The following is a 16,135-nucleotide window of genomic DNA, read 5'->3' on the forward strand; positions in this document are numbered from 1 at the left end:
ATTCCGTGCTGGGGAATCTCACAGCCTCACGAGCATCTTCCCGGTGTTGGCACCCTCGAGCATGTCGATGAAGGCCTTGGGCGTCGCGTCGAGGCCATCCCGGTAGGTCTCGTCCCAGTGGATCTCGTCGTTCGCCAACCACTGGGCCATCTTCTGCTGGAACTCCGGACGGACTTCCTCGGCGTACTTGGCGATGACGAAACCCCGCAGTGTCAGCCGCTTGCCGATAGCCAGCCCCAGGTTGCGCGGGGCACACGGCGGCTCGACCGAGTTGTACTGGGAGATCGCCCCGCACATGGCCACGCGACCATCGGTGTTGAGGTGGTTGATGGCGGCCTCCAGGTGGTCTCCACCGACGTTGTCGTAGTAGACGTCGATGCCGTCGGGAGCGACCTGTCCGAGCAGGTCGCTCACCGGACCGTCGTGGTAGTTGAAGGCAGCGTCGAAACCAAGGTCACGCAATCGGGCAACCTTGGCATCGGTGCCGGCAGAGCCGATGACCCGCGTCGCCCCGAGCAGGCCTGCCAACTGGCCGACCATCGAGCCGACGGCCCCGGCGGCACCGGAGACGAAGACGGCATCTCCGGCCTTCATCTCCGCGGCGCGTGTCAGACCCGCGTAAGCGGTGAGGCCGGTCATGCCCAGAACACCGAGGTAGGCCGAGGCGGGTGCGATGTCAACGTCAATGACCCTCGCATCGGAGGCGTCGAGAACCGCGTGTTCACGCCATCCGAGCTGGTGGACGACGTGCCTTCCTTCCGGAATGCCTTCGCTGCGCGACGCGATGACGGTGCCTACCGCTCCACCGTCGAGGGGCTGGCCGACCTGGAATGGTGGCACGTAGGACTTGACGTCGTTCATCCGGCCGCGCATGTACGGGTCGACCGACATCACCTCACTGGCGACGAGGATCTGCCCGTCGGCCAGTTCGGGAAGGGTGATCTCCTCGATGCGGAAATTGTCCTCGGTCGGTGCACCGTGTGGTCGGGATGCGAGGTGGACAGCGCGGGTGGAAGTCAGATGGGTGGTGCTCATGGGAGTGTTCCTCTCTCGACGCCGATCAACATCTCGACCATCGCACGCCTCATGCCACCAGACCAGCGGATTCCGCGGAGGGTGATCGCAGGTCATGCACAATGGGGCCATGGCCGAGATCACGATCCTTCGCACTGACATCACCGCTCTCGACGTCGACGCCGTCGTCAATGCGGCGAACCGTCGGCTGGCTGGTGGCGGAGGGGTCGATGAGGCCATCCACCGGGCTGCAGGGTCTGAGTTGTCGGCGGCTTGTCGCAAACTCCGCGAGACCACCCTGCCCGACGGCCTGCCCACGGGGCAGTCGGTGGCCACCACCGCGGGAAAGATGCCTGCCAAGTGGGTCATCCACACCGTCGGTCCGGTCTGGGCGAAGACCATCGACAAGTCTGACCAACTCGCCTCCTGCTACCGCACGTCCCTGCAGGTGGCTGACGAGATCGGCGCGAGAACCGTTGCCTTCCCGACGATTTCGGCAGGGGTGTACGGCTATCCCATGGATGAGGCCACCCGTATCGCCGTCGAAACATGCAAGCAGACCGACACCTCGGTGGAGACGATCTACCTCGTCGCCTTCAACGCCGAGGCCGAAGCCGGGTACCGCTCCGCCCTCGAAAACGAATGATCGGAATTCTTATCCAGCCAGATCGTTGAGGATTCGCTCCAGCACGACGGCGTGGTTGACCTCGCGGTCGCCGGCACCGAAGAGCAGGATCACCTCGTCGTGGTCGGCGCACTCGTCAACGAATTTCTTCGCTGCTCCCGATTCGTCGAGATCAGCCTCGTAACGGCCTGCGAACTCGTCGAACCGGTCAGCATCGTGGTTCCACCAGGTGCGCAGTTCCGAGGAAGGGGCCAGATCGGTGCGACGCTCATCGAGCTCGGCATCGTCCTTCTTGACCCCTCGCGGCCACATGCGATCAACGAGAACCCGATACCCCTTGGCCGGGCCCGCCTTGAGGTCGTCACGGATATTCACTGCGCGGAAGGTTGTCACGCCTTCCACTGTGTCACGCCGGGGTCAAGCCTTCTTCTTGGACTTGAAGAAGAGGGGGGCGAGGATGACGACGAGCAGGACGATGGCCACCCAGTTCGCAATCTTCGCGTAGTATTTCAGGGCATCAACGATGGGATCACCGACCCCCCACCCCAGTGCGAAGTAGCCCAGGTTCCAGACTGTGGCGGCGACGAAGTCCAGCGCGACGAACCACTTCACCCTCATCCCGGAGGCACCCGTCAGGACGAAGACCACCGGCATGATCGGCAACGGAATCGGCACATAGGCGACGAGAACTCCCAGCCAGCCGAGCTTACGAGCCCATCTCTCCGCCTGGTCGTAACGGCGTCGGGACCGCTCGGATCGTCCGGCCCAGACCTCGATCATCCCCCGGCCCCACAGCTTGCCGGCCCACCAGTAGACCCAGTCAAGTTTGATCGACATGATCGAGCCCAACAGCAACCACCACAGCCAGTGCGGGGCCTGATTGACCGATGCCAGCGCTCCGGTCGCTGCTGCACCGGTACGGGATCCCGTGAGCCCCACGAGGATCGGCGGGTCAAGGCCGAGCAGCCAACCACGCAGCGGGAGCATGGCCAACGAGAAGATGCCGAGGAAGCCGATCCACCCCATGCACCAGTAGTCGGAGCGGCCTGGCTTGTGGTTCCAGGGCATGCCCTCGGCCTTCCACCACTCCTCCTCGTCCTCGGCGGAGTCGTCGCCGACGGCGGACCTCTCCAGTTCATCCTCGACCGCGGCAAGGGCGGTGGCGGCAACGGCGAAGGAATCCTTCTCTCCCGCAGCCGCAGTACTCATCTCGTCCTGCACGCCGTCGAGGATACCCAGTGCAGGTGACAGTCCTGCAGCTGCGATGTCTGCCGAGAGGGGAACGCACTTCTCCTGACCTCGTACGGACGGTAGCGTGACCTCTCAACCGGCGTCACCCACAGCACACGCGAACCGGCCGGGCGGGGAAGGACCGCATGATCCGTTTCGACCACGTCAGCAAGCGTTTCGACGAGGGCACTGTCGCCGTCGAGAATTTTGACCTGGAGGTGGAATCCCACCACCTGGTCGTCTTGCTGGGGTCATCCGGATGCGGAAAGACCACCCTGCTGAGGATGGTCAACCGAATGGTCGATCCGTCCGAGGGCCGAGTACTCATCGACGACACCGACGTCGCCACGGTTGATCCGGTCAAGCTGCGTCGTCAGATCGGATACGTCATGCAATCGGGTGGGTTGCTCCCCCACCGAACCGTGGTCGACAACATCGCCACAGTGCCGCTTCTCTCCGGTGCTTCCCGGAGCGCTGCCCGCTCCCGAGCCATGGATCTGTTGGAAAGGGTCGGCCTGGACTCCTCGTTGGCCCGGCGCTACCCCACCCAGCTGTCCGGCGGTCAGCGCCAGCGGGTCGGAGTGGCCCGGGCACTTGCCGCCAACCCCGACATCCTCCTCATGGACGAACCCTTCGGCGCCGTCGATCCGGTGGTGCGTGCCGAGTTGCAGCAGGGTCTTCTACGTATCCAGAAGGATCTCGCCAAGACGATCGTATTCGTCACCCATGACGTCGACGAGGCCTTCCTGCTCGGCGACGAGGTCCTCGTGCTGAGACGCGGTGCCCAAGTCGCCCAGCGGGGCCGCCCCGACGAGATCCTGCTCCACCCCGTCGACGACTTCGTCTCCTCTTTCATCGGCGGAGATCGTCGCAGTCTCCACGTCGAACGGCGCGACGAGTCGGTCACCGTCGTCGACGCCGGTGGCCGACTCGTCGGTCGTCTCACCGGAACTCCCGAGGAGAACTCGTGAACACCCGGTGGATCGACGAGAACCGGGACCAAATCTGGCAATTGACGAGCCACCATGCCGTGCTCGGCATCATTCCGGTGGTCGTGAGCCTCGTGCTGTCAGTCCCGCTGGGGTGGTGGGCGCACCGTTCTCGGACCGCACGCCGCCTCCTGGTACCCGGCGCCTCCATCCTGTACGCCCTTCCCTCCTTGCCACTGTTCGTCCTGTTGCCGCTCATCCTCGGCACGAAAATCCTCGATCCGATCAATGTCATCGCCGCCCTCACCCTCTACGGCATCGCCCTGTTGGTGAGGACGGCCACCGATGCCTTCGACTCGGTGGGGCGATCGGTACGTCGTGACGCCGTCGCCATGGGTTACTCCAATCCCCAGGTGTTCTGGCGGGTGGCCCTGCCGCTGGCAGTCCCCGCCATCACTGCGGGAATGCGGGTGGTCTCGGCATCCACGTTGTCCTTGGTCAGCGTCGGTGCCCTCATTGGCGTCCCCTCCCTGGGCTACTTCTTCACGGACGGTTATCAGCGTTCCTTCCCGACCGAGATCTGGGTCGGGATCATCGGGACCTTGGTCCTGGCAATCATCTTCGACCTCGTCATCGTCGCGGTCGGCCGTCTCCTCACGCCCTGGCAGCGTCGCAAGGGGGAGTCGGCATGACCCAGATTGCATCTGCTTTCACCTGGTTGGCGACCTCATCGCACTGGAGTGGTCCCGGAGCCATCGGGGTCCGCATCGGCGAGCATCTCTGGTCCACCCTGTTGGCCATCCTCCTCGCCTCGGTCATTGCGATCCCCGCTGGTCTGGCGATTGGCCACACCGGCCGTGGAAGGACCGTCGCAGTGGCCTGTTCGGGGGCTCTACGCGCACTGCCGTCCCTCGGGCTGCTCACCTTGCTGGCCATCTCAACGACGACGGGAATCGAGCATCCCGTCGTCCCGGCCACCATCGTGCTGGCGATCCTGGCGATCCCGCCACTGCTGGCCGGCAGCTACTCCGGGATTGAAGCCGTCGACGACGAGGTGACTGACGGAGCTCGAGCCTGCGGCATGACGGGGATGCAGGTCTTACGCCGCGTCGAGCTGCCGCTGGCTGCTCCCCTGCTGCTGGGAGGGTTGAGGTCAGCCACCCTGCAGGTCATCGCGACGACGACCATCTGCTCCTACCTGGGCATGGGTGGCCTGGGACGTTTCATCCTTGATGGTCTGGCAGTCTCCGATTACCCGCAGATGCTCGCCGGGTCCATCGTCATCATCGTGTTGGCCCTCGCCATCGATGGCCTACTCGCCCTGACAACGCGCCTACTCACCGGTCCGGGTGCGCGACACGCCCTAGCCCTCGCCCCACAGTGATCACCCATCGAATGGAGCAAGAATGACCACGACGACTCGCCGAACACTGCTCGGAGCCGCATTGCTGACCGGCCTGGCGGCGTGTTCCTCCCATGATCCCCTCGACTCGAACGACTCCGGCTCCGGTGGCACAGGTGTGACCGTCGGATCGGCGAATTTCACCGAGTCCGAGATCATCGCCGAGGTCTACGCCCAGGCTCTCGAAAAGGCTGGCGTCAGCGTCAAGCGTCGGATGCAGATCGGCGCCCGCGATGTCTACGTCAAAGCCCTCAAGGACGGCTCGATCGACCTCGTCCCGGAATATTCCGGGAACCTGCTGCAGTTCTTCCAGGGATCCTCGACGGCCTCTGACGAGAAGTCGGTCATGGACGCTCTGCGCAAGGCAGTGCCGTCGGGCATGTCCGTGGGGGAACCGTCAGCAGCCCAGGACGCCGACTCCTGGTGCGTCACCTCCGAGTTCTCCAAGGCCCACAAGGTCACTTCCCTGGCAGATCTGGCCAAGCTGGACGCCGTCAAGGTGGGCGGAAATCCTGAGCTCAAGGAACGTCCCTACGGGCCCAGGGGATTGACGAAGGTGTACGGGGTCCCGGCATCCAGGATCAAGTTCACCGCGCTGTCGGACTCCTCCGGTCCGCTCACCGTCAAGGCGTTGACGTCAGGGACGGTCGACCTCGTAGATCTCTACACGACGACTCCCCGCGATCAAGGAGCAGAACCTCGTCGTCCTGGAGGATCCCAAGCACCTCGTCGTGCCTCAGAACGTCGTCCCGCTGATGAACACAAAGGTTGACGACAAGGCTCGCGACCAACTGGCCAAGGTCTCGAGGGCCCCGACCACCGACGAACTCATCGCCATGAACCAACGAGCCCAGGGGGACGAGAAGGCTTCGGCGTCAACCATTGCCAAGGATTGGTTGGGAAGGAAGGGGCTGGCCTGATCACCAGCCCCTCACCAGAAATCTCAGCCGATCTCCTCGCGAGCCTCCTCGAAGGCCTTGATGGCCCTGTCGAGCTGTTCACGGGTCAGTCCGGCAGACATCTGGGTACGGATGCGGGCCTTGCCTCGGGGCACCACTGGGTAGCTGAAGGCGCGCACGTAGATGCCCTTGGCGAGCATGGCGTCGGCCATCTTCGCGGCCTTGACGGCGTCGCCGATCATGACGGGGCAGATCGGATGATCCGACTCCGGGATGTCGAATCCGCGTGTGGTCATCTCGGCACGGAAGTACGCGGTGTTGTCGCGCAGACGATCCAGCAGGTCCGAGCTCGACTTGAGCAGTTCTAGGGTCGCCAGGGCGGCACCGGCGATGGACGGGGCGAGCGAGTTCGAGAACAGATAGGGGCGTGAGTTCTGACGCAGTATCTCGACGACTTCGCGGTGGGAGCAGGTGTAGCCGCCAGAGGCTCCGCCCAGGGCCTTGCCGAGGGTGCCGGTCAGGACGTCGACACGGTCACGCACTCCCCAGCGCTCGGGCGTGCCGGCACCAGTCTTGCCCACGAATCCGACGGCATGGGAGTCGTCGACCATGACCATCGCACCGTACCTTTCGGCAAGATCACAGATCTGCGGCAGCGGTGCGACGAAACCGTCCATGGAGAAGACGCCATCGGTGGCGACCATGATGTGCTTGCAGCCCTTGGCCTGGGCGTCCTTGAGCTGGGTCTCCAGGTCGGCCATGTCCTGGTTGTGGTAGCGGAAACGCTGTGCCTTGCACAGCCGGACGCCGTCGATGATCGAGGCATGGTTGAGCTCGTCGGAGATGATGGCGTCGTCGGGCCCCAACAGCACCTCGAAGAGACCACCGTTGGCGTCGAAGCAGGACGAGTACAGGATGGTGTCCCAGTTGTCGGGGTCATCGGGGTGCAGGAACTCGGTGATGGCCCGCTCCAGCTTCTGGTGCAGGGTCTGGGTGCCGCAGATGAATCGCACCGAGGCCATGCCGAAGCCCCACTCGTCGAGGGCCTTCTTGGCGGCGTCGACGAGCACCGGTGAGTCAGCCAGACCGAGGTAGTTATTGGCGCACAGGTTGATGACCTCGCGTCCGTCGTCGACGGTGATCTCGCCTGACTGGGGGCTGGTCAACGGGGCCTCGGCCTTGTACAGCCCTTCCTCCTTGAGGGCTGCGATCTTGGCGCTGAGTTCGTCCTTCATGGATCCGTACATGGTGATTGTCCTTCCTTCGTCGATCAGTCGAGGCATTCCCAGTTCATGACGACCTTGCCGCCATGGCCCGAGCCGGCGACGTCGAATGCCTCACGGAATTCCGTGATGGGGAACCTGTCGGTGATGACCCCGGAGATGTCCAGACCGGAGCGGATGAGGGAGGCCATGGTGTACCAGGTCTCGAAGATCTGACGGCCGGTGACTCCCTGGATCGTGATCATGTTGAAGATGATCTTGGACATGTCGAGGGTGATGGCCTTGCTCGGGGTTCCCAGCAGGGCGATACGACCGCCATGGGTCATGTTGTCGATCATGGAGGTCAGGGCGGCACCCGACCCGGACATTTCCAGACCGATGTCGAAGCCCTCCTTCATGTCAAAGCGGTTCCACACCGTCTCCAGACCCTCCCGGGAGACATTGACGGTGTTGTCCAGGCCGAGCCTCTGGGCCAGTTCGAGCCTCTCGTCGGACAGGTCGGTGACGACGACGTTGCGCGCCCCCTGGAACTGGGCGACGAGGGCCGCCATGATCCCGATGGGTCCGGCTCCCGACACGAGGACGTCCTCGGCCAGGCAGGGGAACTGCAGCGCCGTGTGAACGGCATTGCCGAAGGGGTCGAAGATTGCCGCGACATCGGGGTCGAGGTTCGGGATGTGGTGGACCCAGATGTTGCTGGCCGGCATGACGAAGTACTGGCAGTAGGCCCCGTCAACCGCGTATCCGATACCTTGGGTATTGTGGCACAGGTGTCGCTTACCGGCCAGGCAGGCCCGGCAGCGGCCGCAGACGTAGTGGCCCTCACCAGAGACGAGCTGGCCGACCTCCAGATCATTGACCTCGGAACCGAGCTCGACGATCTCACCGCAGAACTCGTGTCCGAGGACCAGCGGGGTGTGCACCGTCTTGGAAGCCCATCCGTCCCACGTGTCGATGTGGACGTCGGTGCCGCAGATCCCACTGCGCAGCACCTTGACGACGACATCGTTCGGGCCCGGGGTCGGGTCGGGAATGTCAATGAGTTCAAGCCCCGGTTCCGGCCGGGTCTTCGCCAAGGCCTTCATGGCCCCTCACCTTTCCGGGGCATGACCCCCTCAACCACATCTTTGTGACGACACAACTGTGCCACTACCCGAACAGTGCTGCACGTCGGGTGGTGAACTCCGGGGCTCAGCCCTTCAAACCCGAGCTGGCCAGCCCTTCGATGACCCTCTTCTGCATCGAGAAGAACAGCAGGAAGATCGGTGCCATGGCCATCACGGAGGCGGCCATCATGAGAGCGAACTCGCTGGAGTGCTGTCCGGCCAAGGTGGCTATACCTACGCTCAACGGCATGGATTCCTCCCGCGTGGTTACGATGAGTGGCCACAGCAGGTCATTCCAGGACCACAACACAGTCGTGATCATGACGGCAAACAAGCCTGGCTTGACGACGGGAACCATGACTCGCCAGAAGGTCTGCCACGGATTGCACCCGTCAAGGCGGGCTGCTTCCTCCAACTCGACGGGCAGGCTCATGAACGACTGCCGCATCAGGAAGACGCCGAAGGCCGAGAAGAAACCTGGCAACACGATGCCCCACGGGGTCTCCAGCAGGCCAAGGTCACGAATGATCTGGTACTGGCCAATGAGATAGGACTGTCCGGGCACCATGAGGATGGCCAGCACGAACCCGAAAAGGATGGACTTGCCTCCGAATTTCATCCGGGCGAAGGCGTATCCACCCATGGCGCACAGGATCAACTGCGCGACGGTTCGCAGGACGGTGATCGTCACCGAGACACCGAACTGCTTGAGGAATGGCAACCTCGTGAAAACGTCGGCATAGTTCTTGAACTGCCACTCGTCCGGGATGAACTTGGGCGGAACGGCCTGAATCTCAGCGTTCGTCGACAAGGACATGAGCACCTGGTAGACGGACGGGAACACCATGAAGATGCCGCCAATGATCAGTAATATGTGGACGCCAACCAGGCCTTTCTGGGAGTTTCGGTCGCCCTTCTTGACGAGCTGGTCGATCTCCTGCTCACTCAAGCCCTCGCCAGCCTGCGTGATCTCAGACATAGTTGACCCACTTCTTCTGACCCAGGAACTGAATGAAGGTGACGATGGCGACCAAGAGGAAGATGACAATGGCGATCGCAGCGCCTACCCCTTGGTCGTTGTTGACAAAGGCCTCCCGGTAGAACAGGGACACCAAGGACCTCGTTCTGGGCTCAGCCGGATTGCCGGTACCGATCATGGCGTATAAGGCATCGAAGAGCTGGAATCCGCTGATCGTCGTCATGATCACCAGGAAGAAGATCGACGGTGACAACAGCGGAACCGTGATCGACCAGAACTGGCGCCATCTCGAGGCACCGTCAATGGATGCGGCCTCGTACAACTCTCGAGGAATCGATTTCAGACCTGCCGACAAGATGATGACGTTGAAACCAATGGATGCCCACAGCCCGAACAGGGCAACCGCGAACAGCGCCCATCCCGGGGTGACGAGCCAATAGGGAGGATTGCTTGCACCAAGTCCACGGAGTATCTGGTTGAGGAGACCGAACTGGCCGTTGTACACGATCTTCCAGACCTGGGCGACAGCCATCGGCATGGCCAGATAAGGCATGAAGTACAGTGCTCGATACAACCCCTTGAACTTCAGGCCTGGCAGTTCAATCATCGACGCGATGATGACCGACAGTGCGATCCCCAGCAGGACGATGAGCGTATACAGCAAAGTGTTGAGCATCGCCGAGCCCAGATCAGGACTCGAGAACAGGTCGTTGTAGTTCTGCAGTCCGACGAACTCGGGATTTCCTCCGAACGCATTGGTCTGCTGCAACGAGGCGACGATGTTCTTGACGATGGGCCAGTAGTAGAACACCGCGATGCCGAGCATGAGTGGACCGATGAAGAGGATGGGCCATGCTCCGACGCTCGTCGGATTTGGTCGTCCGGGCCGGTGGGATCCCGACCCGGAGGGCGAGGCAGCCGCCTGACTGCCTCGCACACCGGGCCGTAGCATCACTTCTCCTTGCTCAGAGCGTTGTTCATGAAGGCTGCCAGCTTCTTGGCAGCCTGAGGCACCGGGGTCTCGCCGGCAAAGGCCGGGTTGAGGAAATCAGCCTCACGGTTGACCCAGGCGTCGGTGTTACGGCTAACCGGGTAGGTCACGGCGTAGCTCGTCGCGGCGGCGACGAACATCTTGCAGTTCCACTTCGGGTAGCTCTTGATCCACGCGTCCTGAGTTCCGTTAAAGGCCGGGATGGCGGTGCCGTTCTTCGCCTCGACCTCCTGGCTCCCTTTGCCTGACATGTGAGCAATGAGGGCTAGGGCTGCTGCCTTGTTCTCGCTCTTGGCGGAGGCAACCCATCCGAGACCGTGGATGATGGTGCCTTTCTTTTCCTTCTTGGGCAGGTCGATGACGTCGTAGTCGTCCTCCTTGCCCTTGAACTCCTCGGCTAGCTCGGAGGCCGTCCAGTCACCGGTCCAGAACATGGCGGACTTGCCGCTCTTGAACATCTGGGACGGCTTGGTGTCAGTGACGACCTTCGGGGAAGCGACCGATCCATCCTTGACCCAGTCGGCCCAGCACTGCAGCCCTTCGATGCTCTTGGAATCGTCGAATCCGGATTTGTTGTCCTTGATGACGTAACCACCGGCCTGGGCGATCGTGTTGTAATAAGTGCCCTGTCCGTCGCCGTTGATGGTGGTCGCACATCCGTAGATGCCCCTGGGTTTGCCCCAGTCGGAGATCTTCTTGGCCTTGTTGTGGAAGTCGTCCCAGGTCCAGTCAGCGGTCGGGAAGTCGACTCCGGCCTCCTTGAAGATCTTCTTGTTGTAGAAGACGCCAATGGTGTCGAAGTCCTTCGGCACTCCGTAATGCTTGCCCTCGTAGGTGTAGAGGTCGACAAGGGCTTTCGGGTAGTCCGACCACTTCACGCCGGCATCCGTGATCTTGTCGATCGGGGCGAGCATACCGTTGGCGGCGTACAGCTGGATGTTGGGACCGTTCATCCAGAACACGTCGGGAAGCTCGTTGCCCTGGGCCTGGGTGCGCAGCTTGTTCCAGTAATCCTTGAACCCGGCCAGGTTCGTCTTGACCTTGATGTTCGGGTACTTTTTGGCGAAGGACTTGAGGTTCTCCTCGATCGTCTTCGTCTGGTTCTTGTCCCAGTAGGCCAGGGTCAGCTCAGCGGACGTGTTCGAGTCGACGCTTGGCGAGACGTCCGTCTTGTCGTTCTTGCTCAACGACGAGCATCCGGCGATGGTCAGGGTGGCGAGGGCCGCCCCTCCCATGATGAAACCTCTGCGATCCATGATTGACCTCTCTGTCTCGTTGTGATCACTTGACCTGGTTGTTGTTGAAGTATTGGACGATCTCCTCGTCCAGCGTCGGCACCTGGCGCGGCGTCGACCCTTGACGCAACGACTCAGTGGCCTCGATCCCCGCTGCGACCGCATACCAGGCGCCCAACGGCGAGGTATCCGTACGGGTTCCGTTCCTCACGAAGTTGAGGAACTCGGTGACGGTCAACACGTCGGCGTCACCGTGTCCATTGGCGTCCCCGATGATCGGGACGGTCTCATCACCGTCGGCGTTGTAGTGGGTTCGCTTGTTCCACAGTCGAATGACACCTCCCTCACCGTCACCGAAGTTCTCGATGCGCCCCTCCGTGCCGATGACGGTGTAGTTGCGCCAGTAGTCCGGGGTGTAGTGGCACTGCTGGTAGGACGCGAAGACGCCGGACTCCATCCGCATGAGCATCATCGAGATGTCCTCGACGTCGATGACCGGGTTGAGTCCCTTCTGGGTCAGCGGAGGCCAGTTGTCGAGGGAGTACCAGTCGCCCATAAGCTGGTCAGAATTGTCGCGACGATCAGTGATCCGGTCGTAGAGGGTGAGCCCGCCCATCCCAACGACGTCAGTGGTGTGGGAATCGGCGAACCAGTGCATGACGTCGATGTCGTGGGCAGCCTTCTGCAGCAGCAGACCCGTGCCATGCTCGCGAGTGGCATGCCAGTCCTTGAAGTAGAAGTCACCGCCCGACCCGACGAAGTGACGACACCAGATGGCCTTGACCTCGCCGATCCGGCCAGAGCGGATGAGGTCGCGCATCGACCGCACGACGTTCATGTGGCGCATGTTGTGACCGACGTAGAGCCTCGTCCCGGTCTCGTAGGCGGTGGTGAGAACCTTGGTCGCCGAATCCATCGTGATGGCCAGGGGCTTCTCCAGGTACACCGGGATCCCGGCCTCCAACAGCTGACAGGTGACCTCGGCGTGGGTGTCGTCAGGGGAGGTGACGAAGGCGACGTCGATTCCCGATGCGATGAGCCCGGCAACCTCAGAGGTGATCGTGATGGAGTCGGGGTCCTTCCCGAGCCGGTCGGCCACCCGCTCGCGGGCCAGGTGATGGGGCTCGCAGACAGCGGTCACGAGGCCATCGTTGCCCTCCAGCTCGGCGTTGAGGACCAGGCGCGAGCGCGCGCCGACGCCGACGACGCCCACCCTCATGCGATCGCCAGTGTGTCCTTCTCGATGGGTTGTCGTCATGACGCTGTGCTGTCCTTTCTCGACTTCGGAAACGACCTTGGCCATGCCACGCAGGGCCACGGGATGCGGGTGTCCGGTACCGAGGGCCTTCCTCGTCACCAGTTCCAGTGCGGTGTTGAGGGCCCCGACGACCGATGCAGCCTGGCCCAATTCCTCGACCTCGGCGGCCATCGCCTCCGAGTCGAGAGGACGCCGAGCCATGAGCCGAGCGATGATGCGGCGAATCACCGTGACCGACGCATTCGTGGGTCCAGACATGACGATGACGTCCGGGTCGATGACGGCTGCGACCGAACCGGTCGTCAGGGCTGCTCGATCGATCCAGTCGTCGTCGGGCATCTCGTCGCCGTCCAGGCGAAGATCGAGCACGTCGCTGATCTCACCGGCGTTCCAGGTGCGTCCGCGATGCAGTTGTCCGTCGAGGATCAGCCCGGTGTGCAGTCCGCGGGTCATCCGTACCAGGAGCATGTCGGCATCGGTGTCGAGGCGGCCGTGCTGACGACGCTGGCAGAACTCGCCATAAGCAGCCATGTTGATGTCGTTGTCGACGGTGGCAGGGACGTCAAGGCGCCGGGAGAGCGTTCGGCCCAAGTCCAACCCGGTCCACTGCGGCACGAGGTCGCTTCGCACTATGCGACCATCGCCGTCGATGACGCCCGTTGTCGAGACCGCCAGGTGCAGCAACGGCCCCTTGTCCCCGCACGCATCTCGCAATGATTCGATCGCGCTCACGACGGTGTCGAGACGGGCTTCGGGTCGGTGCTGGTCGAGCCGAGAACTACGGGCGTCGAGGATCGTCCCGCCGAAAGTGGCCGCCACCAGGAGCATCGAGTCGACGAGGATGTCGGCCCCGATGACGATTCCGACGTCCTCACCCAACGACCACACCGAGGCAGGGCGCCCCAGACCGCCACCATCGGAGGTGCCACGGACCACCCATCCGGACGACTCGAGGTCATTGAGGATTGAGATGACGGTCGGACGTGACAACCCGGTGCTCTCGACGAGATCGGCCGCGCTCATGGCCTCTCCGGCACGCAGTTCGAGCAGGATGTCGTCGGCTCTCTCACTGCGTCGATCATGCTCCGCCACCGTCACCACTCCTTCTCCGCGACCGAGGTCACCGCGGGCCATGCCCTCACGATCCTTGTAAAGGCATATTTCAAAACACGGTTTCAATACTTGTTGGAAAGAGACTGGACCACCGCGGCGAGTTGGTCAAGGGGTTTGTCGGAACTCGTCATCACGATGTCTTGCGGTGGCCCCCTTCAGCGGCGGACAACCCAGTGCCACGCCGTCATTGCGCTTCACTGACATTGCGCCTCGATCTTTGGCAAAATCGATGCCGTGGCAGTCAGTGTTTTCGACATCTTCAAGGTAGGCATCGGCCCATCCAGTTCCCATACCGTCGGCCCCATGCGAGCCGCACAGATCTTCGTGACTGATCTGGCTCAATCACCGGCGTGGCCCGACGTCACCCGGGTGCGCGCCGAACTCTTCGGCTCACTGGGGGCGACCGGACACGGACATGGCTCCGAAGCCGCCGTCCTGTTGGGCCTGGAGGGAGAGGATCCCGCCACCGTCGACACCGACCAGACCCCAGCTCGAGCCGCCACCATCGCCAACAGCGGACGCATCACCCTCGATGCCGTCCATGGTGGTCGGGAGATTTCCTTCGACGTCACGACAGACCTCATCCTGCATCGCAACCGTTCCTTGCCCTTCCACCCTAACGGCATGACGTTCACGGCCTGGTCGGGCCAGGAGGTCGTCGCCGAGCGCACCTTCTACTCCATCGGCGGTGGCTTCGTCGTCGAACACGGTGAGGACGAGCACCCCGCCATCGTCCGCGACTCGGCTCCGGTCCCCTACCCCTTCAAGACCGGCAAGGAACTGCTGGAACAGTGCTCTGATTACCGGATGAGCATCCCCGAGGTCACCATGGCCAATGAGATGACCGTCCGCGACGAGGAACACGTGCGCGGCGAACTCCTGGACATCTGGGCCGTCATGCACGCGTGCGTCGAGCGTGGTTGTTCCCGCTCCGGCGTTCTCCCAGGTGGACTGCACGTGCGTCGCCGTGCCATGAAGATGCACCGCGATCTCGCTACCCGGGAGCGCATCACCCCAGGCAAGCCAGAACCCTTCGGATCGGTCGACTGGCTGACGGTGTGGGCCCTGGCGGTCAATGAGGAGAACGCAGCAGGTGGACGTATCGTCACCGCCCCCACCAACGGTGCGGCCGGCATCGTCCCGTCCTGCCTGCACTTCGCGGTGAAGTTCCTCTCCCCTGGCTCCGACATCGACTCGGGTACTCCCGGAGTCAGCACCGGCGACGACGACCTCATCGTCGACTTCCTGCTGGCCGCCGGCGCCGTCGGCGAGATCTACCAGCAGTCAGCGTCCATCTCTGGGGCTGAGGTCGGCTGCCAGGGCGAGGTCGGCGTGGCATGTTCGATGGCCGCAGCCGGTCTGGCCCAGGTCATGGGCGGGACACCTGCCCAGGTCTGCAACGCGGCCGAGATCGGTCTCGAGCACCACCTTGGTCTCACCTGTGATCCCGTCGGTGGTCTGGTTCAGATTCCGTGTATCGAGCGCAATGCCCTGGGTGCCATTAAGGCCGTGACGGCTGCCCGTCTGGCCATGGCAGGGGACGGCTCCCAGATCGTCAGCTTGGATCAGGTCATGAAAACCATGATGGAGACCGGGCGCGACATGAAGGTGAAATACAAGGAGACGGCGCGAGGTGGCCTCGCGGTGAACATCGTCGAGTGCTGACGACTGCGCACATCGATTCTTGGCGTGCATCCCTAAAATTGTCCAAGAGAAATGAAAACCTCCTAAGAAAACGCGATGCACCGTATCAATAGCTGGGGCCCGCAGTAGCGTGATGGCATCACCCAGCGACCAGATTGAGCAAGGACGATCTTCCGACTCAACCTGATGTCGCGCCCTGCTGGAGAGGAAGGACACGATGCCCAGCAGGCGAAAGACAACAGTTGCGGCCGTAGCGGGGGTGTTGATTATCAGTGCTGCACTAGCACCAAAGACCAACGCATCCCCGCCCCCGAGTGAGATGACACAGCCCGCGAGCACTCAATTAATTGACGCCATGAAAAATGGCTTTCCCTATGTCGTTGATACAACCAACAGAAACATAACCATTGATAAAGCCAAGTTGGTGCTCGGATGAAGAATGAAAAGAACTGGACCATTCTCGCATGGGTTCTGGGAACGGTCGTCA

At 62.6% G+C, this 16,135-nt stretch carries 14 protein-coding genes and 1 pseudogene; 6 read left to right on the forward strand and 9 right to left on the reverse strand.

The annotated features are described in order from the left end of the window. Nucleotides 1–18 precede the first annotated feature (18 nt). Nucleotides 19–1,035 carry an NADP-dependent oxidoreductase gene (locus PALO_RS08610; RefSeq protein WP_015583229.1) on the reverse strand — a complete coding sequence of 339 codons (1,017 nt, stop codon included), beginning with the start codon at nt 1,033–1,035 and terminating at the stop codon, nt 19–21. A gap of 109 nt (nt 1,036–1,144) precedes the next feature. On the opposite strand from PALO_RS08610, the gene PALO_RS08615 reads away from it, so the two are divergent. After that, complete coding sequence (locus PALO_RS08615; protein WP_015583230.1) at nt 1,145–1,660, forward strand: O-acetyl-ADP-ribose deacetylase; 516 nt, start codon at nt 1,145–1,147, stop codon at nt 1,658–1,660. 9 nt (nt 1,661–1,669) lie between these two features. Here PALO_RS08615 and PALO_RS08620 read toward each other — a convergent pair whose 3' ends face one another. Both PALO_RS08620 and PALO_RS08625 read right to left on the reverse strand, forming a co-directional pair. Further along, on the reverse strand, nt 1,670–2,032 hold the full coding sequence (locus PALO_RS08620) for a DUF488 domain-containing protein (RefSeq protein WP_016667025.1): 363 nt from the start codon (nt 2,030–2,032) through the stop codon (nt 1,670–1,672). Between the two features lie 24 nt (nt 2,033–2,056). Further along, nucleotides 2,057–2,890, reverse strand: a complete 834-nt coding sequence (locus PALO_RS08625) for a DedA family protein (RefSeq protein ID WP_036901647.1) — start codon at nt 2,888–2,890, stop codon at nt 2,057–2,059. Nucleotides 2,891–3,015: 125 nt separating this feature from the next. Between PALO_RS08625 and PALO_RS08630 the strand changes: the two genes are divergently transcribed. The 4 genes and pseudogenes from PALO_RS08630 (at nt 3,016) to PALO_RS08645 (ending at nt 6,120) form a co-directional block, all read left to right on the forward strand. Continuing rightward, nucleotides 3,016–3,840, forward strand: a complete 825-nt coding sequence (locus tag PALO_RS08630; RefSeq protein ID WP_015583233.1) for an ABC transporter ATP-binding protein — start codon at nt 3,016–3,018, stop codon at nt 3,838–3,840. Beyond that, nucleotides 3,837–4,490, forward strand: a complete 654-nt coding sequence (locus PALO_RS08635) for an ABC transporter permease (RefSeq protein ID WP_015583234.1) — start codon at nt 3,837–3,839, stop codon at nt 4,488–4,490. The genes PALO_RS08630 and PALO_RS08635 overlap by 4 nt, the downstream gene beginning before the upstream one ends. Beyond that, complete coding sequence (locus PALO_RS08640) at nt 4,487–5,182, forward strand: ABC transporter permease (protein WP_015583235.1); 696 nt, start codon at nt 4,487–4,489, stop codon at nt 5,180–5,182. The genes PALO_RS08635 and PALO_RS08640 overlap by 4 nt, the downstream gene beginning before the upstream one ends. Nucleotides 5,183–5,204: 22 nt before the next feature. Then, nucleotides 5,205–6,120 (forward strand): annotated as a pseudogene (locus PALO_RS08645) (ABC transporter substrate-binding protein). Between the two features lie 23 nt (nt 6,121–6,143). Here PALO_RS08645 and PALO_RS08650 read toward each other — a convergent pair. The 6 genes from PALO_RS08650 to PALO_RS08675 form a co-directional block, all read right to left on the reverse strand. Continuing rightward, nucleotides 6,144–7,334 (reverse strand): glycine C-acetyltransferase, encoded by a 1,191-nt coding sequence (locus PALO_RS08650; RefSeq protein ID WP_036902253.1) that lies wholly within the window; start codon nt 7,332–7,334, stop codon nt 6,144–6,146. Nucleotides 7,335–7,369: 35 nt separating this feature from the next. Then, nucleotides 7,370–8,407 carry an L-threonine 3-dehydrogenase gene (gene tdh, locus PALO_RS08655; protein WP_015583237.1) on the reverse strand — a complete coding sequence of 346 codons (1,038 nt, stop codon included), beginning with the start codon at nt 8,405–8,407 and terminating at the stop codon, nt 7,370–7,372. Nucleotides 8,408–8,513: 106 nt separating this feature from the next. Next, nucleotides 8,514–9,407, reverse strand: coding sequence for a carbohydrate ABC transporter permease (locus PALO_RS08660; protein WP_015583238.1), 894 nt, complete (start codon nt 9,405–9,407; stop codon nt 8,514–8,516). Further along, on the reverse strand, nt 9,400–10,359 hold the full coding sequence (locus PALO_RS08665; protein WP_015583239.1) for a carbohydrate ABC transporter permease: 960 nt from the start codon (nt 10,357–10,359) through the stop codon (nt 9,400–9,402). Before PALO_RS08665 ends, PALO_RS08660 begins: the two co-directional genes overlap by 8 nt. Beyond that, nucleotides 10,359–11,654, reverse strand: a complete 1,296-nt coding sequence (locus PALO_RS08670; RefSeq protein WP_015583240.1) for an ABC transporter substrate-binding protein — start codon at nt 11,652–11,654, stop codon at nt 10,359–10,361. Before PALO_RS08670 ends, PALO_RS08665 begins: the two co-directional genes overlap by 1 nt. A gap of 25 nt (nt 11,655–11,679) precedes the next feature. Then, nucleotides 11,680–14,025 (reverse strand): ROK family protein, encoded by a 2,346-nt coding sequence (locus PALO_RS08675; protein ID WP_015583241.1) that lies wholly within the window; start codon nt 14,023–14,025, stop codon nt 11,680–11,682. Between the two features lie 213 nt (nt 14,026–14,238). Here PALO_RS08675 and PALO_RS08680 point away from each other — a divergent pair, with 213 nt between their 5' ends. Further along, complete coding sequence (locus tag PALO_RS08680; protein WP_004810661.1) at nt 14,239–15,669, forward strand: L-serine ammonia-lyase; 1,431 nt, start codon at nt 14,239–14,241, stop codon at nt 15,667–15,669. Nucleotides 15,670–16,135 lie beyond the last annotated feature (466 nt).

The sequence above is a fragment of the Cutibacterium avidum 44067 genome (assembly GCF_000367205.1).
GTDB classification, from domain to species: Bacteria; Actinomycetota; Actinomycetes; order Propionibacteriales; family Propionibacteriaceae; genus Cutibacterium; species Cutibacterium avidum.

Bases quoted from the DNA above. Each gene is read 5' to 3' on its own strand.
- PALO_RS08610 (WP_015583229.1), bottom strand. From the start codon at position 1,035: ATGAGCACCACCCATCTGACTTCCACCCGCGCTGTCCACCTCGCATCC.
- PALO_RS08630 (WP_015583233.1), top strand. From the start codon at position 3,016: ATGATCCGTTTCGACCACGTCAGCAAGCGTTTCGACGAGGGCACTGTC.
- PALO_RS08640 (WP_015583235.1), top strand. From the start codon at position 4,487: ATGACCCAGATTGCATCTGCTTTCACCTGGTTGGCGACCTCATCGCAC.
- PALO_RS08650 (WP_036902253.1), bottom strand. From the start codon at position 7,334: ATGAAGGACGAACTCAGCGCCAAGATCGCAGCCCTCAAGGAGGAAGGG.
- tdh (WP_015583237.1), bottom strand. From the start codon at position 8,407: ATGAAGGCCTTGGCGAAGACCCGGCCGGAACCGGGGCTTGAACTCATT.
- PALO_RS08660 (WP_015583238.1), bottom strand. From the start codon at position 9,407: ATGTCTGAGATCACGCAGGCTGGCGAGGGCTTGAGTGAGCAGGAGATC.
- PALO_RS08615 (WP_015583230.1), top strand. From the start codon at position 1,145: ATGGCCGAGATCACGATCCTTCGCACTGACATCACCGCTCTCGACGTC.
- PALO_RS08670 (WP_015583240.1), bottom strand. From the start codon at position 11,654: ATGGATCGCAGAGGTTTCATCATGGGAGGGGCGGCCCTCGCCACCCTG.
- PALO_RS08675 (WP_015583241.1), bottom strand. From the start codon at position 14,025: ATGGCCCGCGGTGACCTCGGTCGCGGAGAAGGAGTGGTGACGGTGGCG.
- PALO_RS08665 (WP_015583239.1), bottom strand. From the start codon at position 10,359: ATGCTACGGCCCGGTGTGCGAGGCAGTCAGGCGGCTGCCTCGCCCTCC.